At 64.6% G+C, this 26,018-nt stretch carries 22 protein-coding genes; 14 read left to right on the top strand and 8 right to left on the bottom strand.

The window, feature by feature from the left end:
* Positions 1–274: 274 nt before the first annotated feature.
* The 5 genes from A5892_RS03645 to A5892_RS03625 form a co-directional block, all read right to left on the bottom strand.
* Positions 275–925, bottom strand: a complete 651-nt coding sequence (locus tag A5892_RS03645; RefSeq protein WP_064121645.1) for a metallophosphoesterase — start codon at positions 923–925, stop codon at positions 275–277.
* A gap of 10 nt (positions 926–935) precedes the next feature.
* Entirely contained in the window at positions 936–1,625 is a 690-nt protein-coding gene (locus tag A5892_RS03640) for a DedA family protein (protein ID WP_064121644.1), read from the bottom strand.
* A 122-nt stretch (positions 1,626–1,747) separates the two neighbouring features.
* Complete coding sequence (locus A5892_RS03635; protein ID WP_150123471.1) at positions 1,748–3,547, bottom strand: 1-deoxy-D-xylulose-5-phosphate synthase; 1,800 nt, start codon at positions 3,545–3,547, stop codon at positions 1,748–1,750.
* Between the two features lie 43 nt (positions 3,548–3,590).
* A complete protein-coding gene (gene ispA / locus A5892_RS03630; protein ID WP_064121642.1) occupies positions 3,591–4,463 on the bottom strand; it encodes a (2E,6E)-farnesyl diphosphate synthase in 873 nt (290 codons plus the stop codon).
* Positions 4,460–4,732: an exodeoxyribonuclease VII small subunit gene (locus A5892_RS03625; protein WP_064121641.1), complete on the bottom strand. Its 273-nt coding sequence runs from the start codon at positions 4,730–4,732 to the stop codon at positions 4,460–4,462. Before A5892_RS03625 ends, ispA begins: the two co-directional genes overlap by 4 nt.
* A 462-nt stretch (positions 4,733–5,194) precedes the next feature.
* On the opposite strand from A5892_RS03625, the gene A5892_RS03620 reads away from it, so the two are divergent.
* The 11 genes from A5892_RS03620 to A5892_RS03570 all read left to right on the top strand — a co-directional run bounded on the left by A5892_RS03620 (position 5,195) and on the right by A5892_RS03570 (position 17,946).
* A complete protein-coding gene (locus A5892_RS03620; protein WP_064121640.1) occupies positions 5,195–6,667 on the top strand; it encodes an NAD(P)-binding domain-containing protein in 1,473 nt (490 codons plus the stop codon).
* Positions 6,668–6,719: 52 nt separating this feature from the next.
* On the top strand, positions 6,720–7,700 hold the full coding sequence (locus A5892_RS03615) for a LysR family transcriptional regulator (RefSeq protein WP_064121639.1): 981 nt from the start codon (positions 6,720–6,722) through the stop codon (positions 7,698–7,700).
* Positions 7,697–8,671 (top strand): ABC transporter permease, encoded by a 975-nt coding sequence (locus A5892_RS03610; RefSeq protein ID WP_064121638.1) that lies wholly within the window; start codon positions 7,697–7,699, stop codon positions 8,669–8,671. Before A5892_RS03615 ends, A5892_RS03610 begins: the two co-directional genes overlap by 4 nt.
* On the top strand, positions 8,668–9,579 hold the full coding sequence (locus A5892_RS03605) for an ABC transporter permease (protein WP_064121637.1): 912 nt from the start codon (positions 8,668–8,670) through the stop codon (positions 9,577–9,579). Before A5892_RS03610 ends, A5892_RS03605 begins: the two co-directional genes overlap by 4 nt.
* 3 nt (positions 9,580–9,582) lie before the next feature.
* Complete coding sequence (locus A5892_RS03600; RefSeq protein WP_064121636.1) at positions 9,583–10,599, top strand: ABC transporter ATP-binding protein; 1,017 nt, start codon at positions 9,583–9,585, stop codon at positions 10,597–10,599.
* Entirely contained in the window at positions 10,596–11,630 is a 1,035-nt protein-coding gene (locus tag A5892_RS03595) for an ABC transporter ATP-binding protein (protein ID WP_064121635.1), read from the top strand. Before A5892_RS03600 ends, A5892_RS03595 begins: the two co-directional genes overlap by 4 nt.
* A gap of 28 nt (positions 11,631–11,658) precedes the next feature.
* The gene (locus A5892_RS03590; RefSeq protein ID WP_064121634.1) at positions 11,659–13,260 is read left to right on the top strand and encodes an ABC transporter substrate-binding protein; all 1,602 of its coding nucleotides are present in this window, start codon (positions 11,659–11,661) and stop codon (positions 13,258–13,260) included.
* Positions 13,261–13,262: 2 nt separating this feature from the next.
* Positions 13,263–14,606 (top strand): acyl-CoA thioester hydrolase/BAAT C-terminal domain-containing protein, encoded by a 1,344-nt coding sequence (locus tag A5892_RS20655; protein WP_064121633.1) that lies wholly within the window; start codon positions 13,263–13,265, stop codon positions 14,604–14,606.
* A complete protein-coding gene (locus tag A5892_RS20650) occupies positions 14,603–15,796 on the top strand; it encodes a CMD domain-containing protein (protein ID WP_082890248.1) in 1,194 nt (397 codons plus the stop codon). The genes A5892_RS20655 and A5892_RS20650 overlap by 4 nt, the downstream gene beginning before the upstream one ends.
* A gap of 148 nt (positions 15,797–15,944) precedes the next feature.
* A complete protein-coding gene (gene serA, locus A5892_RS03575) occupies positions 15,945–17,192 on the top strand; it encodes a phosphoglycerate dehydrogenase (RefSeq protein WP_064121632.1) in 1,248 nt (415 codons plus the stop codon).
* Positions 17,193–17,361: 169 nt separating this feature from the next.
* Positions 17,362–17,946, top strand: coding sequence for a 2-hydroxychromene-2-carboxylate isomerase (locus A5892_RS03570; RefSeq protein WP_064121631.1), 585 nt, complete (start codon positions 17,362–17,364; stop codon positions 17,944–17,946).
* A 69-nt stretch (positions 17,947–18,015) separates the two neighbouring features.
* Here the strand turns inward: A5892_RS03570 and A5892_RS03565 are convergent, their stop codons facing one another.
* Together A5892_RS03565 and A5892_RS20125 are read right to left on the bottom strand one after the other, a co-directional pair.
* Positions 18,016–19,293 carry a TIGR03862 family flavoprotein gene (locus A5892_RS03565; RefSeq protein WP_064121630.1) on the bottom strand — a complete coding sequence of 426 codons (1,278 nt, stop codon included), beginning with the start codon at positions 19,291–19,293 and terminating at the stop codon, positions 18,016–18,018.
* 89 nt (positions 19,294–19,382) lie between these two features.
* Positions 19,383–19,514: an MFS transporter gene (locus A5892_RS20125; protein WP_150123470.1), complete on the bottom strand. Its 132-nt coding sequence runs from the start codon at positions 19,512–19,514 to the stop codon at positions 19,383–19,385.
* A 372-nt stretch (positions 19,515–19,886) separates the two neighbouring features.
* Between A5892_RS20125 and A5892_RS03560 the strand changes: the two genes are divergently transcribed.
* The 3 genes from A5892_RS03560 (at position 19,887) to A5892_RS03550 (ending at position 24,616) form a co-directional block, all read left to right on the top strand.
* On the top strand, positions 19,887–20,762 hold the full coding sequence (locus A5892_RS03560; protein WP_064121629.1) for an NAD(P)-dependent oxidoreductase: 876 nt from the start codon (positions 19,887–19,889) through the stop codon (positions 20,760–20,762).
* 845 nt (positions 20,763–21,607) lie between these two features.
* A complete protein-coding gene (locus A5892_RS03555; protein WP_064121628.1) occupies positions 21,608–23,071 on the top strand; it encodes an N-acyl-D-amino-acid deacylase family protein in 1,464 nt (487 codons plus the stop codon).
* Between the two features lie 72 nt (positions 23,072–23,143).
* Positions 23,144–24,616, top strand: coding sequence for a sodium:solute symporter family protein (locus A5892_RS03550; RefSeq protein ID WP_064121627.1), 1,473 nt, complete (start codon positions 23,144–23,146; stop codon positions 24,614–24,616).
* Positions 24,617–24,701: 85 nt separating this feature from the next.
* On the opposite strand, the gene A5892_RS03545 is transcribed toward A5892_RS03550, so the two are convergent.
* Positions 24,702–25,847 carry a porin gene (locus A5892_RS03545; protein WP_064121626.1) on the bottom strand — a complete coding sequence of 382 codons (1,146 nt, stop codon included), beginning with the start codon at positions 25,845–25,847 and terminating at the stop codon, positions 24,702–24,704.
* Between the last annotated feature and the right edge of the window lie 171 nt (positions 25,848–26,018).

Raw genomic sequence — 26,018 nt, 5'->3', positions numbered from 1 at the left:
GGGCTTCGCCCCGGGAAGGCACGCCTGGGCGTGGCAAATGGATGATGATCGATGGCAGGCGAGGCAACCGCACGGAATGCGCCCTCCGAGAAGAAGCGCTCTGCGTATTCAATGACTTTCAGAGATGAATCGAGAACGTCTGCGCGGGGCCAGTGGCCGTAATGGCGTCAGCCCACGCACGATCGTGGCGAGCCAGGCCTTCACCGACCCGGCGATATCGCCGGAGGGCATGAAGGTCCGAGCAGAATCAACCGTCTTCGAAAAACGCAAACGCTCAGACCCCGGGGAGGCTGGCGAGCGGTGCCAGGGTCAGCACGCCGCTCTTGTAGGCGCCGGTATCGATGTAGTGGACGTTGCCGAGCAGACGGGGGCGCTCCACCGGGGTATGGCCCACCACCACTGCGTCGATTCCTTCGACCGGGGTGCGGTCTTCGCGTGAGATCCGCGTGCGCGACCATAGAAGCGCTTCGCGGTACTTGTCGGTATTGCGCTCGAGCAGCCGCCAGTCGCTGGGCGGCTGGGCGTGGACGATGCCGACGCGCTGATCACCGACCGCCACCTCCATTGCCAGCGGCAGCCGCGGCAGCGCCTGCTCGAGCAGCTCCTTGAGCTCGCGCGGATTGACCTCTCCCGCCCAAGTACCGCCATTGGGCAACCACATCCGCCACTGCTGTTTGAAAATGGCGTCGAACGCCATCTCCTCATGATTGCCACGCACCGAGTGGAACCACGGCTCCAGCACCAGCTTGAGACAGTCGAACGATCTCGGGCCGCGGTCGATCAGATCGCCGACGCAGAACAGGCGATCGCGTGTGCGATCGAAACCGACGCCGTCGAGCGCCGCCATCAGCAGATCGAAGTGCCCATGCAGATCGCCGACCACGTAGTCGACACCTTGGTCATTGCGATCGAACCGCTCGAACATCTACTTTTCCTCACCGATCGTTGGAGGTCTTCTGCGCCTCGCCGGCGCTGATCTTCGACGCTTTGCGACGATGCCTCAGGAACTCAATGATACCGGGAAGAATCGAGACCACGATGATCGCAACGATCAAAATCTTGAGGTTTTCCTGAACGATCGGCAGATCGCCGAACAGATAGCCCGCGTAGGTGAACGACAGCACCCAAGCCAGCGCACCGATGACGTTGTAGGCAGCGAAGCGGCGATAGGGCATGTGGCCCATGCCGGCGACGAAGGGCGCGAAGGTACGCACGATCGGCACGAAGCGCGCGATGATGATGGTCTTACCGCCGTGACGATCGTAGAACTGGTGGGTTTTCTCCAGGTAGCTACGCCGGAATATCTTGGAGTTCGGGTTGGAGAAGAGCTTCTCGCCGAACAGCCTGCCGATGGTGTAGTTGACCGCGTCGCCGAGGATCGCCGCAACCAGCATCAATAGCACCATCAAGTGGACGTTGATATCGCTTGCCGGAATCGCCGCCAGGGCGCCGGCGACGAACAAAAGCGAGTCACCCGGCAGAAACGGCGTCACCACCAGGCCGGTCTCGCAGAAGATGATCACGAACAGGATCGCGTAGATCCAGCGGCCATACTCTACGACCAACTCGGCCAAGTGGACGTCGATGTTCAGGATGAAGTCGATGAGAAACTGTACATATTCCACTGGGATGTCCACCACTCAAGAGTTGATCGGAGGCGGCGTGTCGCACGCACGACCGGGAAGGATACCGACGCGGGCAGGGATGCGTCTTCGCTCTTTTACCTTGGACGCTACACGGGTGCGAGTCATTCGTCGCCCTCGGAACGCAGCGACGTCTCCTCGACATCCCGCCATGTGACCCGGGCGCGCACTGCGGCCTCGATCCCGGCGGCGTCCAGCCCGCAGATTTCGAGCAGCTTGCGGCGATCGCCGTGGGCGACGAAGCGATCGGGCAGCCCGAGCCGCAGCAGCGGCGGCGACTTTTCGAGCTCGCAGAGCTGCTCCGCCACCGCGCTGCCCGCGCCGCCGAGTACGCTGTTCTCCTCGATCGACACCAGCAGCCGGTGGCCGGCCGCGGCCTCCAACAGCGCCTGCCGGTCGAGCGGTTTGACGAAGCGCATGTCGATCAGGCTGGCGTCGAGCCGCTCCGCGGCCTCGCGGGCCTCGGCCAGCGGCGCACCAAAGCACAGCAGTGCGACCTCACCACCACGCCGTAGCCAGCGCCCGCGGCCGAGCTCGAGCGGCGCGGCGTCATCGTCGCCGGGCACGGCCTCGCCACGCGGGTAGCGCACCGCGACGGGCCCTGGGTGGTCGAGGGCGAAGTCGAGCATGCGCCGGCACTCGGCGCCATCGGCGGGCGCCATCACCATCAGGTTGGGCACGCAGCGCAGCCAGCTGAGATCGGTGGCGCCATGGTGAGTAGGACCATCCTCACCGACCAGGCCTGCGCGGTCGACGGCGAAGGTGACGTCCAGGTTCTGCAGCGCGACGTCGTGGATCAGCTGATCGAAGCCGCGCTGGAGGAAGGTCGAGTAGATCGCGACCACCGGCTTGAGTCCTTCGCAGGCCATCCCCGCGGCCAGGGTGACAGCGTGCTGCTCGGCGATCGCGACGTCGAAGAAGCGCTCGGGCCATGCGGCGGCGAAGCCGGCGAGCCCGGAGCCTTCGCGCATCGCAGGGGTGATCGCGACCATGCGCGGCTCGCGGCTCGCCGCGGCGCAGGCCCAGTCGCCGAACAGCGCATCGTAACGTGGTGCACCGGCGCTCGAACGCGAGGGCGAATGGGCATGGAGCCGTAGCGGGTCGCTGGCGGCGGGCAGGTAGCCCGCGCCCTTCTCGGTGACCACGTGGAGCAAGCGCGGCCCGGGCAGCCCACGCAACCGGGCAAGCTCAGCGACCAGCGCGCCGAGGTCGTGTCCGTCGAGCGGCCCCGTGTAGTCGAAGCCGAGGGTCTCGAACAGCCCGGCGACGCCGTCGACCGGGGCATCCGGCGCGCTCGGCAGCCGCTTGGCCAGGGCGCCGACGTTGGGCGAGATCGACATGCCGTTGTCGTTGAGCACCACCAGCACGTCCGCGCCGAGATCACCCGCATGGGCGAGCGCCTCGAAGGTCATCCCGGTGGTCAAGGCGCCATCGCCGACCACCGCACAGACCCGCTGGCCGCTCCCTGTGGCCCGCGCCGCCAGGCTCATGCCGAGCGCAGCGGAGACGGCGGTGCCCGCGTGACCGACGCCGAAAGCATCGAACGGCGACTCGTCACGGCTCGGGAACGGTGCCACGCCGCCGAAGCGACGAATGCTGGCGAGCGTGTCGCGCCGGCCGGTAAGCAGTTTGTGCGGATAGGCCTGATGACCAACGTCCCACACCAGACGGTCGGTCGGGGTGTCGAAAACGTAGTGCAGCGCGATGGTCAGTTCGACCACACCTAGGCCTGCGCCCAGATGGCCGCCGCCCCTGCCGACGAGATACAAAAGCAGCTCGCGCAGCTCGTCCGCGAGCGCCACAAGTTCGCTCGGCGCAAGCCCGCGCAGGCGTGCAGGCGTCCCGGCGCGGTCGAGCAGCGCAGTCGCAGGCATCCAGGCGGGAAATCGCTCGAAACTTCGCATCAGGCACCTTTGCGCCGGGCGAATCCCGCCGGCGAGGGAACGTTCAATGATCGCGGTCGACCATGTAGCGGGCCAGCGCGCTCAGGGGCGCCGCACGCTCGCCAAGCGGGGCGAGCGCGTCGCAGGCATCGACTATCAGCCCCTGGGCCCTGGCCGCCGCGGTGTCGAGGCCGAGCAGCACGGGATAGGTAGGCTTGCCACGCTCGGCATCGGCCCCCTGGGTCTTGCCGATCACCTCGGTATCGCCAGTGACATCGAGCACGTCGTCTTGGATCTGGAAGGCGAGTCCGATCGCAGCGCCGAAGCGGCGCAGCGCGGTGAGCGTTCGATCAGTATCGTCGAGCACCAGGAGCGCGGGCAGTTCGACCGAGGCGGTGATCAGTGCACCGGTCTTGTGGCGGTGAATCTCGATCAGTGCATCGAGATCGATAAGACGACCGACCGCGCCAAGATCCAGCGCTTGGCCACCGGCCATCCCCGCGCGTCCCGAGGCCCGCGCCAGCGCACCGATCAGGCGAGCCGCGCGCGGTTCACCGCTTTGCGCCAGCGCCTCGAAGGCCAAAGTCTGCAGCGCATCGCCGGCGAGGATCGCGGTCGCCTCATCGAAGGCGCGATGGACCGTGGGCCGGCCGCGGCGCAGATCGTCGTCGTCCATCGCCGGCAGATCGTCATGGACCAGAGAATAGGCGTGGATCAGCTCGACCGCCGCCGCCACTGCGTCCAGGCGCTCGGGGGCGATGCCCAGCGCTTCGCCTGTGGCATAGACCAGCGTCGGGCGCAGCCGCTTGCCGCCACCGAGCACCGCATAGCGCATCGCCTCCTCGAGCCGCGCATCCGGGCCGGCGCTGCCGGCGAGCAGCGCCTCGAGCGCCGCCTCCACCCTTGCCGCGTGCCGCACCAGCTCACGCGCGCTCATGCGCCCTCCTCGAACGGACGCTCATCGACCCCGCCATCGTCGCGCTCGAGCAAGGTCTTGACCTTGAGCTCCGCGGACTCCAGGCGCTTACGCGCGTCGCGGGTCAGCCTGACCCCTTGCTCGAAAGCGGTGAGCGAGGCCTCGAGACTCAGATCCCCGGCCTCGAGCCGCTCGACCAACGCCTCCAGGCGCGAAAGGGTCGCGGCGAAATCTTCCTCGTCCGGCACGGCGCCATCCGCACCGCGCGGTTCATCATGCTGTTCGGCCATGTTCCCCATCGCATCAAAGGCTGGTCAAGGACCGCTGGAGAGCGGCCGCGAAACGAATCGACATTATGGCACAAGGGATGCGGTGGACTCATCGGCGCACCACCCACGAACGCCTTGCATCGACTCGATACGGTCGCCCATTGGCAGAACCTCCTCCCAATGGGGTCTCGCCCCGTCCAGGTTGGTATCGAGTGGATCGCTCCGCTGGTCGAACAATGTGCTGCTATCCATGCGTTGTCTTTGGTGGCGAGCGCCCAAGCCACGGAGGCAGTCGAGCCATCGATGCGAAGGCTCGTCGAAGCACGCCTCTCCGGGAGGCACCAAGTTCGAAAAAACCCGATGCACCGGCAGGCGCTCATGGCAAATGAATGACGTTATAGCGATGTATTATTTATTTCTCGCATGCTGTTTGCTAAAGAATGTGAAATCAGAATCAACAATTTCAATCACGAGCCTCCATTCATGCCTGCATCCGACTACCGTGCGCCCAGCAGTCTCGCGCAGCTGGAAGCCCAGGTCGCCCGCGAGCTGTCGCTGCTCAACCATCCTCCCGCCGCCTGGGTGCCGGAACGGCACATGGCGAACGGGGAGCGGATCACCGCCGTGGTGATCATCGGTGCGGGCATGTGCGGGCTCGCCGCTGCCTTCTCGCTCGCGCGCCAAGGCATAAGCGATATTCGGATCATCGACCGTGCCGCGCCTGGACGTACCGGGCCTTGGCTCGACTATGCCCGCATGGAGACACTGCGCTCGCCGAAGACGCTGCTCGGGCCAGCGGCGGGAATACCAAGCCTGACCTTCCAGGCTTGGTACCGCGCCCAGTTCGGTGATCTCGCTTGGGAGGCCCTGGACAAGATCCCAAGGCCGCAGTGGCAGGAATATCTGCTCTGGTATCGCGATGTACTGGGCATCGAGGTCGAGCACTGTGAGCGGGTCACTCTGATCGAGCCCGAGGGAGAGCTACTGCGCCTGCATGTCGAAGGCTCCACTTCCGAGTGCCTGCTCGCACGCAAGGTCGTGCTCGCCACTGGTCGGGAAGGCCTGGGCGCTCCCTACCTGCCCGATTTCGTCAAAGGACTCGATAAATCGCGCTGGGCGCACTCATCAGAGGCGATCGATTTCGCCGCTCTGGCCGGGCGCAGGGTGGCCGTCATCGGCATGGGCGCGTCGGCGATGGACAATGCCGCCGAGGCACTCGAACACGGCGCCGCCGAGGTACGCCTGCTCGCTCGCCGCCGCGAGATGCCGACGATCAATAAACTGATGGGCATCGGCAATCCCGGTTTCACCTGCGCTTTCCCAACGCTTTCGCCTCTTTGGCGCTGGCGGATCATGCACTATTCGCTGGCTACTCAGACCCCGGCCCCGCACGGCTCGACCCTACGGGTCAGCCGTCACGACAACGCCTTCTTCCACTTCGACTGTGCGATCGGGTCGATCACCGAGCTCGAACACGGTCTGCTGATCGCCACCCGCGGCGAACGCAACTTCGAAGCCGATTTCCTGATCATCGCCACCGGATTCAGCATCGAACTCGAAGCGCGACCAGAGCTGGCGGCCTTGACGCCGATGATCGCGCGCTGGCGCGATCGCTTCACGCCTCCGGCGGAGCTCGAGAGCGTAGAACTCGGCGCCTTTCCCTGGCTCGGCGATGGTTTCCAGTTCACCGAGCGTACCCCTGGCAGCGCTCCAGCGCTCGCCAACCTGCACGCTTTCAACTACGGCGCCACCCTCTCGCTCGGCAAAGTCAGCGGTGACATCCCTGCGATCAGCGTCGGAGCGGCCTGGCTGGCCCAATCGATCGCGGCGGATCTCTACCGCGAGGACATCGATCAGCACTGGCAGGCACTGCTGGCCTACGCCAAACCCGAACTCGACGGCAGCGAGTGGCGCGACGCCGATAAGATCACCTTGGGAGAGGAACCCGTGCGATGACCAAGACGGTGGTCTATTTCCTCGATCGAGCCTTGAGCAGGGATTGAGCACGATGGAAATCCGTCAACTGGAAGCGTTCGCCGCGGTGATGTCCACCGGCAGCATTACCGCCGCGGGACAACTACTCGGGCGTTCCCAGCCGGTAGTCACCCGGGTGATCCAGGAGCTCGAAGCGGAACTCGGCTACGCGCTGTTCGAGCGAGCCGGACCGCGAGTGCGACCGACCCAACGGGCCTGCGAACTCTACATCGAGGTCGAACCTTTCCTGGGCGGCCTGCGTCAGATCGAGCGCCGCGCACGCGCGATCGGCGAGCGCCGGCTACAACCGATCGCCTTGGTGGCAACGCCCGCGATCGGTGCCGGGCTACTGCCAGCGGCACTGGGCCAGCTCGACCAAGCGCTGCTGCCAGAGCACATGCAGCTGCGCACGACCAGCGCCGAGCAGATCGTCGGCGCACTGCTCTCCGGCAATGTCGACCTCGGCGTCTCTAGCCTGCCGCTGGAACATCGCGGCCTCGACCTGCACTGGATCGGCGAGGCGCCCTGCGTCGCCGTATTGCGTCATGACGATCCACTCGCTCACCATCCGGTACTGCCGCTGGCCGCACTCAGCGGCAAGCGTCTGCTCACTCTGCTCAACGGCAACCGGCTGCGCCACCGCCTCGACCAAGCCTTCCGCAGCGCGGACTTAGCGCCGGCCGCGCTGTTCGAGAACTCAAGCTCGCTCAACGCGATGATGGCGGCACGCGAGGGCCTAGGCATCGCGGTGCTCGAGCCGGCCACCGCGTTCGGTGTCCCGCTCGAAGGGGTGGTCATACGCCCGCTCGACGCTGAAATACCGTTCTATTTCGGCGTTTTCAGCCCTTCCTCCAAACCGTTGAGTTCCGTCGCCGAGGCGCTGATCGACGAGATCGAGCGGGTCGCCCACGCTCGCCTGCATGGCTTCAAACGCCATCCCGCCAGCGCCTACAAGCCGCTGCTGCAAACCCTGCATGCCGAGGTCACCGCCGACGTGGAGAATGAGACGCCATGACCGTCTGGCTGATCCGCAGGCTGCTGCAAGCCGCAACGATCCTGCTGCTGATGACGCTGATCGTATTCTTCGGCCTCCATGTGATCGGCAATCCGATCGATATCCTGGTCGCCGAGGACGCTACCCAGGCGGAGCGGGCACGGATGATCGCGAGCCTCGGCCTCGACCAGCCGCTGTGGATTCAATACTGCGTCTTTCTCGCCAATGCCCTGCAGGGCGATCTGGGGCAGAGCTACGTCTACAACATGCCGGCGCTGCCGCTGATTCTCCAGCGCCTGCCGGCCACCTTCGAGCTGGCCTTCGCTGCGACCGGGCTGGCGATCCTCATCGGTATCCCTCTCGGCCTGCTCGCCGGGCTCTACCCCGATCGCTGGTTCGCCCGGATGATCATGGGGGGCAGCATCATCGGCTTCAGCCTGCCGACCTTCTGGGTCGGCCTGCTGCTGATCATGATCTTCAGCGTCTCACTCGGCTGGCTGCCAAGCACCGGACGCGGCGAGACGGTGTCGATCATGGGTTACGGCTGGTCGTTTTTGACCCTCGATGGTTGGCGCCACCTGCTGCTGCCAGCGCTCAACCTGGCTCTGTTCAAGGTCGCGCTGGTCCTGCGCCTGACCCGTGCCGGAGTTCGCGAGGTGCTGCCGCAGGACTACATCCGCTTCGCCCGCGCCAATGGCATTGCCCCCAAACGGATCATCGGCATCCATGTGTTGAAGAACACCCTCATTCCGCTGGTCACGGTGATCGGCCTCGAGTTCGGTTCGACCATCGCCTTCGCCGTGGTCACCGAGTCGATCTTCGCCTGGCCCGGTGCCGGCAAACTGATCATCGACAGCATCAATGCCCTCGACCGGCCGGTGATCGTCGCCTACCTGATGATCGTCGTTTGCCTCTTCGTCATGATCAATCTCTGCGTCGACATCCTCTATCGCTTGCTCGACCCACGCGTTCGCCTGGAGGCCGGCGCATGAGCCGGAGCAAGCCCGGGCCCCAGCCAACGCTCAGACCCTCGCTGGGGCTACGTTTCGCGCGCGAGTTCTTCGCCTCGAAGATCGCCATATTCGCCGCCCTGGCCGCATTTTGCTTGGTGGCGGGCGCGCTGTTCGCCCCCTGGATCGCACCGCAGAACCCTTACGATCTGATGCAACTGGACGTGATGGATGCCCGGCTGCCACCGGGCTCGGAGGCAATGAGTACAGGGCTGATCTACTGGCTCGGTACCGACGCCCAAGGGCGCGACCTGCTTTCCGGCATTCTCTACGGCCTGCGTATCAGCCTGGTCGTCGGTATCGGCTCGGCGCTCTGCGCGTTCATCTTCGGTACCGCGATGGGGCTCGCCGCGGCCTACTTCGGCGGTCGTGTCGATGCGCTGATCATGCGCAGCGTCGACTTGATGCTGTCGTTCCCTTCGATCCTGGTCGCGCTGATGATCCTCGCTTTCCTCGGCAAGGGAATCCTCAACGTGCTGCTGGTCCTGGTGGTGATCGAATGGGCCTACTACGCGCGCACGGTTCGCGGCCAAGCGCTCACCGAACGTGGCAAGGAATACATCGAGGCAGCGCAGTGCCTGATGCTGCCAAGCTGGCGAGTGGTGGTACGTCACCTGCTGCCCAACTGCCTGCCGCCGCTGATCGTGGTCGCGACCCTGCAGGTCGCCCGAGCGATCTCACTGGAAGCGACGCTGTCTTTCCTTGGCCTCGGCGTACCGATTACCGAACCGTCGTTGGGCCTGCTGATCTCCAACGGCTTCCAGTACATGCTCTCTGGTGAGTACTGGATCAGCTTCTTCCCCGGCGTGGCGCTGCTGGTCACCGTGATCACGATCAATCTGATCGGCGACCGGCTGCGCGACCTGTTCAATCCCCGGCTGAGGAGATGATCCGTGCTCGACGAACGAACATCCGCTGCGCCGGTACTCGAAGTGCGCGACCTGACGACCCGCTTCACCACCAACGATGGCGAGCTGCCGGCAGTCGAGTCGCTTTCCCTGCGTCTCGAACGTGGCCGGGTGCTGGGGCTAGTGGGCGAATCCGGCTCGGGCAAATCGGTGACTGGCTACTCGATCATGGGGCTGATCGACCGCCCTGGCCGGATCGTTTCGGGGGAGGTGCTGCTCGACGGGTACGATCTGGTCGGGCTGCCCGAGCGCGAGCTGCGTAGCCTACGCGGCAGACGCCTGGCGATGATCTTCCAGGACCCGATGATGACGCTCAATCCGGTGCTCAGAATCGACTTCCAGATGATCGAGGCGGTGCGCGCCCATGCCCGGGTCAGCCACCGCAAAGCCCGGTCGCGGGCGCTCGAGGCGCTGGAAATGACCGGCATCGCCGATCCGCTGCGCCGGCTTTCGAACTACCCCCATCAGCTCTCCGGCGGCATGCGCCAGCGGGTGGCGATCGCCATCGCACTGCTCCACCGCCCCGACGTCCTGATCGCCGATGAGCCGACCACGGCACTGGATGTCACCATCCAGTCACAGATTCTTGCCGAAGTTCAGCGCTTGGCCGCCGAGTTCGGTACCGCAGTGATCTGGATCACCCACGATCTCTCGGTGGTGTCGGGACTCGCTGACGAGCTAGCAGTAATGTACGCCGGGCGCATCGTCGAACAGGGTCCTGTCGGCGATGTCATCGGCGCACCCCGTCATCCCTATACCGACGGACTGATCAAGAGCCTGCCGAGCAACAATCCGCGCGGTGTACCGCTGGCGCAGATTCCAGGAATGACCCCGAACATGTTCGAACTACCGCAGGGCTGCTCGTTCATGGCCCGCTGCCATCGAGCCAACCAGACATGCCGCCGGATACCCGCACTGACGCCATCGAGTACCGCACTTCACCATTTGGCGCGCTGCGTCCACCCACTCGACAGCCAACTCGACGCGCAGGCCCTGCGATGAGCACCAATCCCTCGGTCGCGACGAGGAACGCCCAGGAAGCACCGCTGCTCTCGCTCGACAAAGCGGTCAAGCGCTTCGCGCGCAAGCCCGACCTGGTCGAGCGTCTGGTCCAGCGCGCTGGACTGGCCAAACCATTCCCAGTGGTGCATGCCGTGGACGGCGTGGATATCGAGTTGAGAAGCGGTGAGGTAGTCGGCCTGGTCGGTGAATCCGGGTGCGGCAAGTCGACCCTGGGCAGGATGCTCGCCAGTATCATCCCCCCTACCTCTGGTGATCTGCGCTATCGAGGCCAGGCTTTTTCGGCGCTGACGGACAAACAGCGCCGACGCGCGCGACTCGATACCCAGATGATCTTCCAGAACCCCTACGCGAGCCTCAATCCGCGGGCAAGGGTCAACGAGATCGTCGGCGAAGCGGCCAAGGTACATGGGCTCTGCTCGCATGCTGAACTGGACGACTACGTCAGCGACCAGCTCGACCGGGCCGGGCTCGATCCCGCTTATCGCTTTCGCTATCCGCACCAGTTCAGCGGCGGCCAGCGCGCCCGCATCGGCATCGCCAGGGCGCTGGCGGTGCAGCCGCGGACGCTGGTTTGCGATGAGGCGGTAGCCGCGCTGGACGTCTCGATCCAGGCCCAGATCATCAACCTGTTCATGCAACTGCGCGAAACGCTCGGGCTGACCTATCTGTTCATCAGCCACGACCTTGGGGTGGTCGAGCACTTGAGCGACCGCGTGGTGGTGATGTACCTGGGCCGGGTGGTGGAACAGGCAGATGTCGAGGAGCTGTTCAGTCGCCCGAATCACCCCTATAGCCAAGCGCTACTCGCCGAGATGCCGAGGATCAGCACCGGCAAGAAGCGTTTCAGTGCGATTCGCGGGGAAATCCCAAGCCCGCTGGACCCTCCCAGCGGCTGCCATTTCCACCCTCGCTGTCCCTATGCCCACGAACGCTGCCAGCGCGAGGCGCCAGCACTCAAGCCCATCGCATCCGGGCACCTGAGTGCCTGCCACCTCAATGACACGGCTTGAGACCTATCCAACCGAGGAAAACGGACCCATGAAGAAACTGCTGTCGACGCTCATCGTCTCATCCGCGCTGGCCACCGCGATCCATGCCGCTGCCCAAGATACGACTCCCCAGGGCACCCTGCGCATCGCCTTCGCCGATCCCGTATCAGCGGTCGACCCAGAGCTCAACAACCATGCCGGCAACAACTCGGTGGCGATTCAGATCTTCGATACCTTGACCTCGAAGAACTGGGACAACCGGGCAAAACCAGCGCTGGCGGAGAACTTTCGCAACATCGATCCGAATACCTGGGAATTCACTCTGCGCAATGACGTGCAGTGGCACGATGGCACGCCGTTCACCGCCGACGACGTGATCCATTCCTACCAGCGCGCGCGCACCATGCCGGGAAGCGTGGCAAGCTTCGCGGGCTTCCTGCGCACCATCGACTCGGTCACCGCGCCCGATCCGCACACTCTGGTGATCAAGACCAATACGCCCAATCCCAACCTGCCGCTCGACCTCACCTCGGTCTATGTGGTCTCACGGCACGCCACCGAGGGTGCCAGTGCCGCCGACTTCAATTCGGGCAAGGCGACGATCGGCACCGGCCCCTACCGTTTCGTCTCCTACACACCGGGTGAGCGGATCGAACTCGCGGCCAACCCGAACTATAGGGACAATGACGCCGAAGCACCGACCTGGGCCAAGGTCGACTACCGCTACATCCCCAACGCTCCGGCACGCACCGCGGCGCTGCTGTCCGGCGACGTCGATGTGATCGACAAGGTTTCGGTCTCCGATCTGGAGCGGCTAAACGGGTCCAACGACGTCAATGTCTTCGCCTACGATGGTCTGCGCGTGCTGCTGCTGCAGCCGAGTTTCCGCGAAGGGCCGAACCGGTACATCACCGACAACGCCGGCAAACCGCTGGCCGACAACCCGTTGCGTGACCAGCGTATACGCGAGGCGCTGTCGCTGGCGATCAACCGCGAAGCGATCACCGAGCGGATCATGCAAGGAGCGGCCAGCGTCGCCAATCAGTGGATGCCGAAAGACACCTTCGGTTACAACCCGGATATCCCGGAGATTCCTTTCGATCCCGAACGGGCCAAGCAGCTACTGGCCGAAGCCGGTTTTCCCGAAGGTTTCCGCCTGACCATCCACGCCCCGAACGACCGTTACCCGCTGGCGCCTGAAACCGCCCAGGCGGTCGCGCAATTCTGGACCAGGATCGGCGTGCGCACCCAGGTCGACGTGGTGCCTTGGGCAGTGTATTCAGGGACCGCGAACAAGAACGAGTATGCGCTGAGCATGATCGCCTGGGGCAATGGCACCGGCGAGGCAGCCTATGCGCTGGTCAATATCCTCACCACGGTCGACTCCGAGGCCGGACGCGGCGCCTCCAACTGGGGCCACTACAGCAACGCCGAGGTCGATCGGGACCTGGCCGAGGCGACCTCGGCGTTCGACGAGGGCGAGCGCGAGGCGATCCTGCGTCGCTCAGCGGTAACGGTGACCAACGATGTCGGCGTGATCCCTCTGTTCCACTACCAGAACGTCTGGGCGGCGCGCAACGGGCTCGAGGTCAAGCCGATGAACAGCGACCGTACCGCGGCTCAGATGGTCACTCGGGTAGAGGAACGGTAGCCGTGGCCAGTATCGAGGTCACCCCGCGCGATGCACTGATCGATGTCGAGCGCCGCATCCAGATCGTCGGCCTCGCGCCTGGCGAGCGAATCCGGCTCACCGCCTCTTCGCGCCAGCCAGATGGCGCGGTATGGACCAGCCGCGCGAGCTTCCAGGCCGATCACCAGGGCCAGATCGACCTGACCATCCACGCCCCGCTCGAGGCGGCGGGAGTGTCGAACGACTACCACGGCGTCTCGCCAATGGGCATGGTCCACGCCATGACACCCGAAACAGGCGATATCCAGCCACCGCCAACACCGGTGGAACCAGTGGAGATAGAGCTGTGCGCCATGAGCGGCGGTGGCGAGGAGCGCGCGAGCGGTCGCTTCATCCAGCGCTATCTGGGTGAAGGCGTACAGCGGCGCGAAATTCGCCAAGCGGGCGTGTCCGGCACACTGTTTCTCCCCGCAGGAGAGGGGCCCTTCCCCGCGGTGATGGTGCTCAACGGCTCGGGCGGCGGCATCAGCGAGGCGCGCGGCGCGCTCTATGCCTCCCACGGCTACGCCGCCCTCGCGCTCGGCTACTTCAAGGCACCAGGGCGACCTGACTACATCTCCAATACCCCGCTCGAGTATTTCGTCGACGCACTCGACTGGCTAAGGGAGGAAGTCTCGCCGCTCAATGGCTTCGTCGCCTTGAGCGGCCAGTCACGCGGCGGCGAACTGGTGCTGCTGCTCGCCTCGCTTTTTCCCGAGCGGGTCTCGGCGGTGGTCGGCTACGTACCCAGCGCTTTCGTCCACCCCGCACAGAGCGCCGCCGACCCAGCGGCGGGCCGCGAGGGGCCTTGCTGGCTGCTCGACGGCAAGCGGCTGCCGGATCTATGGCAGGACAACCCTCGCGCCAGCTGGGCACCCTACGATGACGGCCCGGAGCCGAAGCGCCATGCCTATGCGCTGCTTACCGCACTGGAAGACCAGGATGCTTGCGATCGGGCACGCATGCCCGTCGAGCGGATCCGCGCACCGATACTGTTGCTCTCGGCCAGCGACGATGGTTCCTGGCCCTCGGCGCAGTTCGCACGAATGATCGAAATGCGCCTCGCCGCGCATGATCATCCTTATCCAGTCGAACATCACTGCTATCGAGACGCCGGTCACGCGATCGTCTTCCCACACTTGCCAACCACGGCGATCGTCCGCCCCCACCCCGTCTCGGGCATCCTCAGCAGCGGTGGCGGAAGCATGCGCGACAACGCCCGCGCCAACCAGGAGTCCTGGCCGCGCGTGCTCTCTTTCCTCGCCCGCGCGGTGGCAGCGTCCTGTTCTGAAGTCCGCCCTTTTTCCATCCATGGGGAGAATCCATGAGCCAACCGACACCTACTGCACCAACGGACGAAATCGGACGTCTCGCTGCCTTGTCCGAGGAGAGCGAGATCGCGCGACTAAGGCGCCAGCGTCCCAAAGTCATGATCCACACCCAGGCCGCCTTCGAGGCATTGTTCGTTCCGGAGCTCGATGACACACCGCTCGACGAACGCCTGCTGGTCGCGCTCCACGCTGCTGCGCTAGCACCGTCCAACGTGCTCGCCGCTGCCTATCGCACGCGTCTCGAGGGGCGGATCGAGACCTGGTTGCTCGAGGCGGTGGCACAGGACCAGCGCGACCGGGTGGAGGAGCCGCGCCTTCGCGCGCTGCTCGATTTCAGTCATCGGCTGAGCGTCGACCCTGGTGCTGCGCGGCGCGAACACCTCTCTGCGCTGATCGCGGCAGGCCTGTCCACCGCCGCGGTGGTGGCGATCGCCCAGCTGATCGCCTTCGTCGCCTACCAGGCCCGGATGGTGGCCGGCCTCGACGCATTGCGACACAGTGCTGACAAGCCAGATTTCGAGCGGAAGGCGAAACTGCCAGCACGCCATCCAGCAGCGCGACCGGCGGCCTCGGCGTTCACCTTCGCCACACTGGGCTGGCGCGCCTGGCTCGAACCCCTCGAGCCCTCGGCGGCGAACGAGACGCAGCTTGCGATCCTCGATGAAAGCCACCCTCAGGCGCGCAGCTCCGACTACTACCTGCTGCTGGCTCTGCAGCCCGAGATCCTGCGCCAGCGTTCGCTGACCTACAACGCGATCATGTATGGCTCGGGCGGCGCCGCCCGGGCAGAGCGCGAACTCGCCGCCGCCGCCGTGTCGCGCGACAACGGCTGCGTCTACTGCGCCTCGGTGCACGCCCAGCGTTTCGAGCAACGCGCCAAGCGCCGCGATGTCATCGAGCAGCTGTTCGAAGACCCGGAACACGCCGGCACCAGCGAACGCGAGCGTGCCATCATCCACTTCGCCCTGGCGCTGACTCGCCGTCCCGACCAATTCGGTGCCGAGCAGTTCGCCCCCCTCATCAAGCAGGGGGTGAGCTTCGACGCGCTCCTCGATCTGATCCAGGCCACAGCGATATTCGCCTGGGCCAACCGACTGATGCTGACGCTCGGGGAACCGGCAGCTCTCAACGTTCAGGCTAGCAGTGACGTCGACCAGCTCATCGTTCGCCGCCCGCCCAGAACCTAGCGGCGTAATGAGCGCCCTTCAACTTGGGCGTGAACGCTTTCCACGCGAGCACCGCGATGGTCCATGGTAATATCTTGCCCCCTTCATTCTTCCCCGCGCCGAGCCGCGACTTCGACCGGCGCCAGCCACCCACGAGGTTGATGCAAAGATGGCCAAGACGTCCCTGGACAAGAGCAAGATCAAGATCCTGCTGCTCGAGGGCATCCACCAGTCCGCCGTGGACAACCTGCTCGCGGCCGGCTACAGCAACATCGAGCACCTGAAGACTTCGCTGAACGAAGAAGCGTTGATCGAGAAGATCAGGGACGTCCACTTCATCGGCATCCGTTCGCGCACCCAGCTTACCGAGCGGGTGTTCGCGGCGGCCGAGAAGCTCAACGCGGTCGGCTGCTTCTGCATCGGCACCAACCAGGTCGACCTCACCGCGGCGCTCCACCGCGGGATCCCGGTGTTCAACGCGCCCTACTCCAACACCCGCTCGGTGGCCGAGCTGGTGATCGGCGAGATGATCATGCTGATGCGCCGTATCCCGGAGAAGAACGCCGGCGCCCATCGCGGCGGCTGGGACAAGTCGGCGGTGCGCTCCAACGAGGTACGCGGCAAGATCCTCGGCATCGTCGGCTATGGCAGCATCGGCGCCCAGCTCTCGGTACTCGCTGAAGGGCTCGGCCTCCAGGTGATCTACTACGACGTGGTGACCAAGCTGGACATGGGCAATGCGCGCCAGGTCGGCTCGCTCGAGGAGCTGCTCTCACGCGCCGACATCGTCACCCTGCACGTGCCCGAACTGCCCTCGACCACTTGGATGATCGGCAAGGAGCAGCTTGCGCTGATGAAGCAGGACTCGGTGCTGATCAATGCCTCGCGTGGCAAGGTGGTGGTGATCGAGGCGCTCGCCGAAGCGCTCGCTTCAGGCCACCTGCGCGGCGCGGCGATCGATGTCTTCCCGGTCGAGCCGAAGAGCAACGATGAGGAGTTCGAGTCGCCGCTGCGCGAGCTCGACAACGTGATCCTCACTCCCCATGTCGGCGGCTCGACCATGGAGGCGCAGGAGAACATCGGCATCGAGGTCTCCGAGAAGCTGATCACCTACTCCGACAACGGCACCACCGTGACCTCGGTCAACTTCCCCGAGGTGGCGCTGCCATCGCACCCCAACAAGCATCGCCTGCTGCACATCCACGACAACGTGCCCGGGGTGATGTCGGAGATCAACCGGGTGCTGGGCGAGCACGGCATCAACATCTCGGGCCAGTACCTGCAGACCAACGCCGAGGTCGGCTATGTGGTGATCGACGTCGACAAGGCCTACGGCCAACAGGCGCTCGAGGCGCTGCGCCAGGTGTCGCATACCCTGCGCGTGCGGGTGCTCTACTCGGACGTCGACTACGACTGAGCGAGGCATCGCCGCCAGCCGTCATCAACGGGCCGCCCTCGGGCGGCCCGTTGGCATCCGGGGCAAAACCAGGTAACCAAAACCTCCTCGAAAGCATCCATAGCAGGGAGTAAGGTGAACGCTAGCCGGCCGACCCACCGCCGGTGCGGACCGCTGAGGAGCACCCGCCATGGCCAAGCGTATCGAATTCTTCTTCGATTTCGTCAGTCCCTATAGCTACCTCGCCTGGACCCAGCTCGAAGGGCTCACCGAGGAGTACGACGAAGAGATCGCCTGGCGCCCGCTCTCCCTACGCCAGCTAATGGCCGGCATCGAGAATGCCGCGCCCCCGCATGAGCTCAAGCGTCGCTACATGCGCCGCGACCTCGAGCGCTTCGCCGAGCGCTACGGGGTGCCGCTGACCCTCCCCGAGGGGGGAGCACCGCGTGCCGACGTCGCGCTGCGCATAGCGCTCGCGAGCGACGGCCACGCCGGCCAGGAGACCTTCATCGCCAGCGTGTTCAGAACCCTGTGGGCGCATGGAGAAGGGGTGGAGTCGCTCGGCGTGCTGCGTACGCTGTGCGATCGCGCCGGGCTCGATGGCGACAGGCTGATCGAGCGCGCGACCAGCAGCGACATCGACGCACTGCTCGCCCAGCGTACCCGCCAGGCCCTCGAGCAAGGAGTCTTCGGCCTGCCGAGCTTCATCGTCGATGGCGAGCTGTTCTTCGGCCAGGATCGCTTGAGCTTCGTCCGCGAAGCGCTGGAGCGCTAGCATCCGGCGAGGCCAGGCCTGCTAGCATGCCGAGGATGGGGGCATGGAGAGTAAGCGAGCGCTGACCAACTACGACTTCACCACGGTCGAGCGCGCAGCCGAGTGCCACTGGGCCGCGGCGCGACCGACGTGCAGGCCGCAGGCCAAGCAGGCGGTCAACAGGTAGCCACCGGTCGGCGCTTCCCAGTCGAGCATCTCCCCTGCGCAGAACACGCCCGGCAGCGCCTTGAGCATGCCGCCGTCGTCGAGTGCGTCGAAGCGAACGCCGCCCGCGGTGCTGATCGCCTCGTCGATCGGCCGGGTGGCTTTGAGCTCCAGCGCCAACCCCTTGATCGCCCGCGCCAGCTGCGCTGGGTCCGCGAGCGCTTCGCGCGGCGCCAGCTCGTTGAGCAGCGCGCGCTTGACGCCATCGATGCCCGCGCGGGAGCGTAGCGTCGAGGCGAGCGACTTGCGCCCGCGCGGGCGCGCCAGGGCCTGAGCCAGCGTGGCCTCGTCGCGATCCGGGGCGAGATCGAGCAGCACGCTCACCCGGCCCTCGGCGTAGAGCCGCTCGCGCAGCGCCGCGGAGCAGGCATAGATCAATCCGCCCTCCACCCCGTACTCGGTGATGATCAGCTCACCGCGGCGAGCCGGCCCATCCCCACTCGGCGTTTTCATACGCAGCGTCACGGTCTTGAGCGGCGCCCCGGCGAAGCGACTGCGCAGATAAGGCGACCAACCTTCGACCTCGAAGCCGCCGTTCGCCGGTGCCAGCGGCGCGAGCGGCACTCCGGCCCGCTCGAGCCACGGCCACCAGGCGGCGTCCGAACCGAGCCGCGCCCAGCTGCCACCACCGAGCGCCAGCACCACCACTTCGGCCTCGACCTCGAGCCTTCCCTCCGGGGTATCGAAAAGCAGCCTCCGGTGCTCGCCGAAGCCCTGCCAGCGATGTCTCAAGTGAATGCTCACTCCGGTGCTGCGTAGCCGTCTCAGCCAGCTTCTCAGCATCGGCGCGGCTTTCATCTCGGCGGGAAAGACCCTTCCAGAACTGCCAACGAAGGTCGCGATACCGAGCTCGGCGAGCCAGCCGCGCAGCCGCTCGGCATCGAAAGCCTCGAGCCAGCGCCCGACCTCCGCGGCCCGCTCACCGTAGCGTGAAACGAAGCACGGCTTGGCCTCCGAGTGGGTGATGTTGAGCCCGCCGACGCCGGCCATCAGCAGCTTGCGCCCAACCGTCGGCATCGATTCGAACAGCGCCACCTCCCTCCCAGCCTCGGCCAGCGCCTCGGCTGCCATCAGCCCGGCGGGGCCGCCGCCGATCACGGCGGCGCGGACGCAACGATGGGAGGAAGGCGCAATCGACGACATGGGGAACTCGCGAAGATATCCGGTGGAGGGGCATTCTAACCCCTCGACCGGCGCTTTTCGCCTTCCCCCGGGCACCCGCACCAAGCGCCTCAGCGCGTCGGACGGAAGGTGCCCTCCTTGAGCTCGTTCTCGATCTCTTCGTGGCTCTTGCCCTTGGTTTCCGGCACCAGGAAGAAGATGAACAGAAAGCCGAGGACGTTGAGGCCGGCGTAGAACACCATGAAGGCGAACAGGCTGGCAACGATCAGCCACGAGGTCTGCGGGCCATCCCCAGCGCTTCACGCGCCTCTCTCACTCGGCGCTGGCCGACCAGCCAGCGCCGATCACCGCACCGACCAGGATCGCGCGCTGGTCACGAGCTCCCGGGCTGATTCACTCCCGCTGCCGCCCTCCACCTCGCACCGGCGACGCCAGGGTCTGGACGGCCCGAACGGACGAAGGCTTGCCTCGCGCAGCCAACTTCACTTAACTGAAACCACGACTTTGGTCGAAGTCGTGATGCTCATCCATGGGCATGCGTTTCCGACCCGACCCATCGACTTACGGCAGCTCTAAATGTGAGCGCTCACTTACAACACAACAGGGAGCAATGCATGAAGCATGACACCAAGGTGGCGGTACTGGGGCTCGGTACGATGGGCCACGCCTTCGCCGCTAACTTGATCAAGGCGGGATTCGAGGTGTGGGTATGGAATCGTTCCCCCGGCAAGGACGAAGCGCTGGTAGCGGCAGGAGCTCACCGGGCTGACAGCCCAGCCGAAGCCGCTCGCGAGGTCTCGGTGCTGCTGAGCATGGTGGCGACGGCCGATGCCACGGAGCAGATCATGTTCGGCGACCAGGGCGCCGTCGCCGAGCTCCCTGACGGCGCGGTGGTCGCGCAGATGGGCACCATCGGCCTGGAGGCGACCAAACGGCTCGCCGCGCGCTTCGAGGCCGAACGGCCAGACCTCGAGCTGGTCGACGCACCGGTCTCGGGCAGCAAAGGCCCCGCCGAACGGGCCCAGGTACTGATCCTCGCCGGCGGCGACCGCCAGCGTGCCCACGCGATCGAGCCGGTGTTCGAGGCGATCTCCAAGGGCACCCGCTGGCTCGGCCCGGTCGGCGCTGGCAGCCGGATGAAGCTGGTGGTCAACGCTTGGCTGGTCAATGTGATGCAGGGCACCGCCGAGACTGCGCTGCTCGCCGAGCAGCTCGGCTTCTCCACCGATACGCTGTGGTCGGTGCTCGACGGCGGCCCGCTGGCGGCCCCCTATATGAAGCCCAAGCTGGACAAGATCGCCGCCTCGGACTTCTCCACGGAGATGGCGCTCGACTGGGGGCTCAAGGACGCGCGCCTGGCACTCGAAAGCGGCGACGCTGCGCGGCTGCCGGGCTTGGCGAAGATCGCCGATATCTGGCAGGAGGCGGCAGCGGCAGGGCTAGGCGAGCAGGATATCAGCGCGGTCGCTGAGTACCTGAGCAAGAGATAACCCTTCATCTGGAGAAGCTTTTCCGCCTTTACGCGAATAAAAAGCCGCCGGTCGATCGACCGGCGGCTTTTTTTCGCCAGCTGCACGACCTGAACCACCGTCGTACTACCACTTGCTTCCACGCGCCGGGCGGGGCCAAGCCGGCACTGGAGATAGGACATGGAATCGAAAAGATGATATTACGTAATTGAACATAATAATAATGTCAATGATCAAAAAATAACCATCGATAAAAGCAAAAAAGCATGAGACTCAAGCGGCAGGCAAGCGCCACGCTGTACAAAAAACAACCACCCCAAGTATCGAAAACACACGAATCCTCAGCCGATCAAAAGCGTTACAGCCCAAACGACAGCGTGAAGCTTGGCGAAAGATCGCCGCACGATAGCGCAAAAATATCGATGATCAGCGCCGTACTCTCAATATCCTCCGAGACCGACCCAGCAGGCCGGCTGGCGGTGCTGCGACGACACCGACGAAGGAAAATCCTTCGCTAGATATTTATCCATAAGGATCATAACGAAAGAAAAATTTCAACAGATTATCTTTTCATAAAAGCCGAAAAAATATTTACGTAATAGCTCAAAAAACGATCCATTACCTTTCCAGCGCGAAATTGCAAAGAAACTACCAGCGAAAAAGCCATCTGCGCGAAGGCGCGAAGGAAAGAGCCTTCGCGCAGGGGCGACATGGATGACAAGCAGGCGCAGGAGCCATCGGGTTTCGAACCTAAGGCTCATCTGCACCGACGACTTCTGAAAATAACTTTCACGCTTGTTATTTTTGGGTTAGAAAATATCTAACAAAGCATTCTGGTTCGCGAATAGCCCGCACGGAGCACAACGATGACTTTCGACCTACTGATTCGCCGCGCCCGTATCGTCGATGGCCTGGGCGGGCCGGCCTACCTTGCCGATGTCGCTATCTCGGGCGACAAAATCGCCGCGATCGGCGATCTGCCCGATGGCTGCGCGGTTCGCCAGATCGATGCCGAAGGGCGCTATCTCGCCCCAGGCTTCATCGACGTCCACACCCATGACGACACCAACGTGATACGTCAGCCCGACATGCTGCCGAAGCTCTCCCAGGGCGTGACCACGGTGATCGTCGGCAACTGCGGAATCAGCGCCTCGCCAGTGAGCCTGCCGGGGGATCCTCCCGATCCGATGAACCTGCTCGGCAGCCGCGAAGACTTCCGCTACCCGAGCTTCAAAGCTTATGCGCAGGCGCTGGAGGCGGCGTCACCGAGCATCAATGTCGCCGCGCTGATCGGCCACACTGCGCTACGCGCCAACCTGATGGATCGCTTCGATCGCCCCGCCAGCGCCGAGGAGATCGCGCGCATGCGCGAACTGCTCAGCGACGCCTTGGCGCAGGGCGCAATAGGGCTGAGCACCGGGCTCGCCTACATCAATGCCCGCCACGCGCCAGCCGAAGAGATCGATGCGCTGGCGGCGGCGGTGGGCGCGGCCGGCGGTATCTATGCCACTCACCTGCGCAACGAGTTCGAAGGTCTTCCCGAGGCGATGCACGAGGCCTTCGATACCGCCCGTCGCGCGGACGTGCCGCTGGTTATCTCGCATCTGAAGTGCGCCGGTGCCGGTAACTGGGGCAACGCCCCGGGGGCCATCGCCCGGCTCGAGGGGTTCGCCGCCGAGCATCCATGCAATTGCGACTGCTATCCCTACAGCGCCAGCTCATCGACGCTGGACCCGGGCCAGGTCACCGCTGATGTCGAGATCTTCATCACCTGGTCGGCGCCCCATCCGGAGATGGCCCAGCGAACGCTCGAGGCGATCGCCTCGCAATGGGGGCTTACGCTGCTCGAGGCAGCGCATCGGCTGATGCCGGCGGGAGCGGTCTATCACAACATGAGCGAGGCGGACATGAACCTTATCCTCGCCCATCCGTTGACCATGGTCGGCTCCGATGGTCTGCCCAACGATCCCCATCCACATCCACGCCTGTGGGGCACTTTCCCAAGAGTGATCGCTCACTATTGTCGAGACAGGAAGCTCTTCGAGCTGCCCGAGGCGATCCGCAAGATGACCTCGCTTCCGGCAACCCGGTTCGGTCTCGAAGGCCGGGGTCGAGTCGAGACCGGCGCTTTCGCCGACCTGGTGTTGTTCGATCTCGACATGCTCGAAGACATCGCCGACTTCGCCCATCCAGTGGCCGCCGCCCGCGGCATCGACTGGGTGATCGTCAACGGACAAATCGCCTATCACCAGGGCCGGGTAGACTCCCGCGCCGGCCGGCTGCTCAAACGCACGCTCGCGAGCGCTCCCGCTGAGGTAGCCCATTTTTGACCAGACCCGCCGGGTGTCCACTGGCAAGGCGCCCGGTACGTATTTCCAACAACGATAAAACGAGGTCACTCGATGAACAGCCAAGCGTTTTTGATCTGCTTTTTCATCTATCTGGCGGCAATGATCTGGCTCGGCTGGTGGGGATCGCGCGCCCATCGCGGCAGCGGAGACGACTTCCTGCTCGGCGGGCGCAAGGTCCCGCTGCTGCTGACCATCGGCACCACCATCGCGACCATGGTCGGCACCGGCTCGAGCATGGGCGCGGTGGGATTCGGCTACGTCAACGGCTGGGCCGGTACCCTCTACGGCCTCGGCGGCGCGATCGGGATACTGCTGCTGGCGTGGATGTTCGCGCCAGTGCGACGTCTGCGCTTCATGTCGATGGCCGAGGAGCTCAGCTACTACGTTGGCGGACACCGCCTGGTGCGCAACCTCGTGGCCGTGCTGATCTATCTGGCGAGCATCGGCTGGCTGGGCGCGCATATCCTCGGCGGCGGCATGTATCTCTCCTGGGTGACGGGGATCGACCTCACCGCCGCCAAGATCATCGTTGCGATCGGTTTCTGCCTGTTCTGCATCATCGGCGGCTACATGGCCATGGTATGGACCGATACCGTGCAGGCGATCGTCCTCTTCGTCGGCTTCATCGCCATGGCGGTGTTCTCGCTGATCGAAATCGGCGGCTGGTCGCGGCTCGGCGAAGGCATGGACGAAGCCGCGCTCAGCTTCCTCGGGGTCCAGAGCATCGGCATCATCCCCGCGATCTCGCTGGCCGCAGTGGTCGGCGTCGGGGTGCTCGCCACGCCCTCCTATCGACAGCGAATCTACTCCGCCGCCTCGGAGTCGAGCGTGCGCAGCTCGTTTCTGGTCAGCGGCCTGCTCTATCTGGCGTTCTCGATCATCCCAGCGATCATCGGCATGGCCGCTCGGATCATGGCGCCGGATCTCGACAACCCGGGCTTCGCCTTCCCTTACCTGACCACCCAGGTACTGCCGCTGTGGCTCGGCATGCTGGTACTGATCGCGGGGCTCTCCGCCGCGATGTCGAGCGCCACCTCGGACGCCATGGCGGGTGTGGCGACGCTGCTGCGCGATCTGTTCACCATGGTGGCCGGGCGCTCGCCAGAGGAGGCCAAGCTGGTACGCTACTCGCGCATCGCGTTGGTGACGACCATCGCCGTCGCGCTCGCCTTCGCGCTGAGCTCGGACGATGTGATCACCTACATCACACGGATGATCGCCACGGTGATGGGCGGGATGTTCGTCTGCGGTGTGCTCGGCCGCTTCTGGCCGCGCTACAACTGGCAGGGGGCGCTGGCGACCCTGGTCGCGGGCTCGGCGACCTCGCTTGCGGTGATCGCCAATGCCGAGTGGAACGCGCTGTGGGGTAACCCGATCCTGCCGGCGGTCGGCATGGCGGTGCTCAGCGGCGTCGTGGTCTCGCTGGCCACGCCTCGCTCGCAGGTGAGCCATGAACAAGCGATGGCGCGGATCAACCAAGCCCGCGAGCAAGGCGATGGCGTGGCGGACAGCGAACATGCCTGAGCGAAGCCGGTCGCGCTCGGCCAGACGGCCGAGCGCGACTTTGGACTGCGCGGCCTGATCGGGCAGCATCCACCACCATGGGCGACTAGAAGTCGTACCGCAGCCTTACCCAATTCTCGTCCGGCTGACCGTCGGACGTGTTGGCTAAGGTACGCTCCAGGTCGACGCGAAAGCCATAGGCCATCTTGGTACTGAGGCCAACGAAGTGATAGTTGGTCTGGTACTCATCCCAACGCATGGCGTTGCCTGCGACGTAGGGCTGGGTGCTCTTGAGTATCCCGGTTTGCAGCGGAAAGGTGTAACCGAGGAAGTATTCCCAGCCGTAGGCATCGCCTTCGAAGTAGTCACTCGGCACCGGTGTGCGACGCTCCAACGGCAGGAAGTCCCTGTAGTGGCCGGCGAGCGCGGCCAGGGTCCAGTTGCCGGGCCGCCAGCTCACCGCGCCACCGAGCATCTGCTGGTCGTAATCGGTCGAGTCCTGGCTGCCTTGGCGAACCCTGGCCTCGGTATAGCTATAGGCCGCACTCAGCACCAAGTCGTCGTTGAGCTGGTATTCAGCGCCAATCGCGCCGCCGCCCTTGCGCGTGTAGCGAAGCAGGTCATCGCCACTGCCGCCCAGGTAGTAATCATCGGTGGGCAGCGTCCAGCCCAGATGAAGGGTGACAGGGCCGAACTCATTGACGTACTTGACCAGGTCGCGCCCACGGTAGGAGCCATCGTAGTTGCCGTCGACGCCATTACCCGGCCCCTGGCCATTCATCGCGTTGAGGATCAGGTCGGTCTTCTCGCCCACTGCGCTGTAGAACACGCTGTTCTGCTTGCCGTAGGTCAAGGTGCCGTACTGCTGGCTGACGATGCCACCGTAGAGATAGCGCCGGGTGGTGTGGTTCCTGTCCGGGTCATAGTGGTCGTCCCAGTCGAGCGCCCTGAAGATATCCACACCCGGTTCATAATAAGCAATCAGGTTGAGATCATCATTCAAGAAATATTCAGCGGTAAATCGAAAACGCGAACCATCGTCGAATCCGCGGTGACGGTAGGATCCATCGTCATTGCCCCCCATGACGTTTCGATATCCCGCACGGATACTTCCGCCTATCTGGATTTTCAAATCATTGAATATCGGGGAGCCATTATCGCGGTCGAGCAGGATGACTTCTGCATTCGCGGATCCGGCATGAAACAATGTCAAAGTCGACAATCCCGCCAACACCTTGACGATGATCCTCATTACATCTTTTCCTTGTAGAACAGCACTTTGTGCTTGATTAGTAGGTTCCCATGCCCAAGCCCTGCCTCGAGCATTCGATCGAGAAACGCAGACCGACATCCGCATCCGCTCAGTGAAGGAGTCTGCACGCGCCATATGACCAACGATTATCAGGAGTGTGTAGAATCAGTG

The sequence above is a fragment of the Halotalea alkalilenta genome (assembly GCF_001648175.1).
Classification (GTDB): domain Bacteria; phylum Pseudomonadota; class Gammaproteobacteria; order Pseudomonadales; family Halomonadaceae; genus Halotalea; species Halotalea alkalilenta_A.
Note: the sequence above shows the minus strand (reverse complement) of the source record. Positions and strands in the feature narration are given on the sequence as shown.

Excerpts from the sequence above, each read along its gene's own strand:
- A5892_RS03560 (WP_064121629.1), top strand. The coding sequence starts at position 19,887 with ATGAAGCATGACACCAAGGTGGCGGTACTGGGGCTCGGTACGATGGGC.
- A5892_RS03625 (WP_064121641.1), bottom strand. The coding sequence starts at position 4,732 with ATGGCCGAACAGCATGATGAACCGCGCGGTGCGGATGGCGCCGTGCCG.
- A5892_RS03545 (WP_064121626.1), bottom strand. The coding sequence starts at position 25,847 with ATGAGGATCATCGTCAAGGTGTTGGCGGGATTGTCGACTTTGACATTG.
- A5892_RS03595 (WP_064121635.1), top strand. The coding sequence starts at position 10,596 with ATGAGCACCAATCCCTCGGTCGCGACGAGGAACGCCCAGGAAGCACCG.
- A5892_RS03570 (WP_064121631.1), top strand. The coding sequence starts at position 17,362 with ATGGCCAAGCGTATCGAATTCTTCTTCGATTTCGTCAGTCCCTATAGC.
- A5892_RS03590 (WP_064121634.1), top strand. The coding sequence starts at position 11,659 with ATGAAGAAACTGCTGTCGACGCTCATCGTCTCATCCGCGCTGGCCACC.
- A5892_RS03610 (WP_064121638.1), top strand. The coding sequence starts at position 7,697 with ATGACCGTCTGGCTGATCCGCAGGCTGCTGCAAGCCGCAACGATCCTG.
- A5892_RS03565 (WP_064121630.1), bottom strand. The coding sequence starts at position 19,293 with ATGTCGTCGATTGCGCCTTCCTCCCATCGTTGCGTCCGCGCCGCCGTG.
- A5892_RS03550 (WP_064121627.1), top strand. The coding sequence starts at position 23,144 with ATGAACAGCCAAGCGTTTTTGATCTGCTTTTTCATCTATCTGGCGGCA.
- A5892_RS03605 (WP_064121637.1), top strand. The coding sequence starts at position 8,668 with ATGAGCCGGAGCAAGCCCGGGCCCCAGCCAACGCTCAGACCCTCGCTG.
- A5892_RS20125 (WP_150123470.1), bottom strand. The coding sequence starts at position 19,514 with ATGGTGTTCTACGCCGGCCTCAACGTCCTCGGCTTTCTGTTCATCTTC.
- serA (WP_064121632.1), top strand. The coding sequence starts at position 15,945 with ATGGCCAAGACGTCCCTGGACAAGAGCAAGATCAAGATCCTGCTGCTC.
- A5892_RS20650 (WP_082890248.1), top strand. The coding sequence starts at position 14,603 with ATGAGCCAACCGACACCTACTGCACCAACGGACGAAATCGGACGTCTC.
- A5892_RS03620 (WP_064121640.1), top strand. The coding sequence starts at position 5,195 with ATGCCTGCATCCGACTACCGTGCGCCCAGCAGTCTCGCGCAGCTGGAA.
- A5892_RS03635 (WP_150123471.1), bottom strand. The coding sequence starts at position 3,547 with ATGCGAAGTTTCGAGCGATTTCCCGCCTGGATGCCTGCGACTGCGCTG.
- A5892_RS03645 (WP_064121645.1), bottom strand. The coding sequence starts at position 925 with ATGTTCGAGCGGTTCGATCGCAATGACCAAGGTGTCGACTACGTGGTC.
- ispA (WP_064121642.1), bottom strand. The coding sequence starts at position 4,463 with ATGAGCGCGCGTGAGCTGGTGCGGCACGCGGCAAGGGTGGAGGCGGCG.
- A5892_RS03555 (WP_064121628.1), top strand. The coding sequence starts at position 21,608 with ATGACTTTCGACCTACTGATTCGCCGCGCCCGTATCGTCGATGGCCTG.
- A5892_RS03615 (WP_064121639.1), top strand. The coding sequence starts at position 6,720 with ATGGAAATCCGTCAACTGGAAGCGTTCGCCGCGGTGATGTCCACCGGC.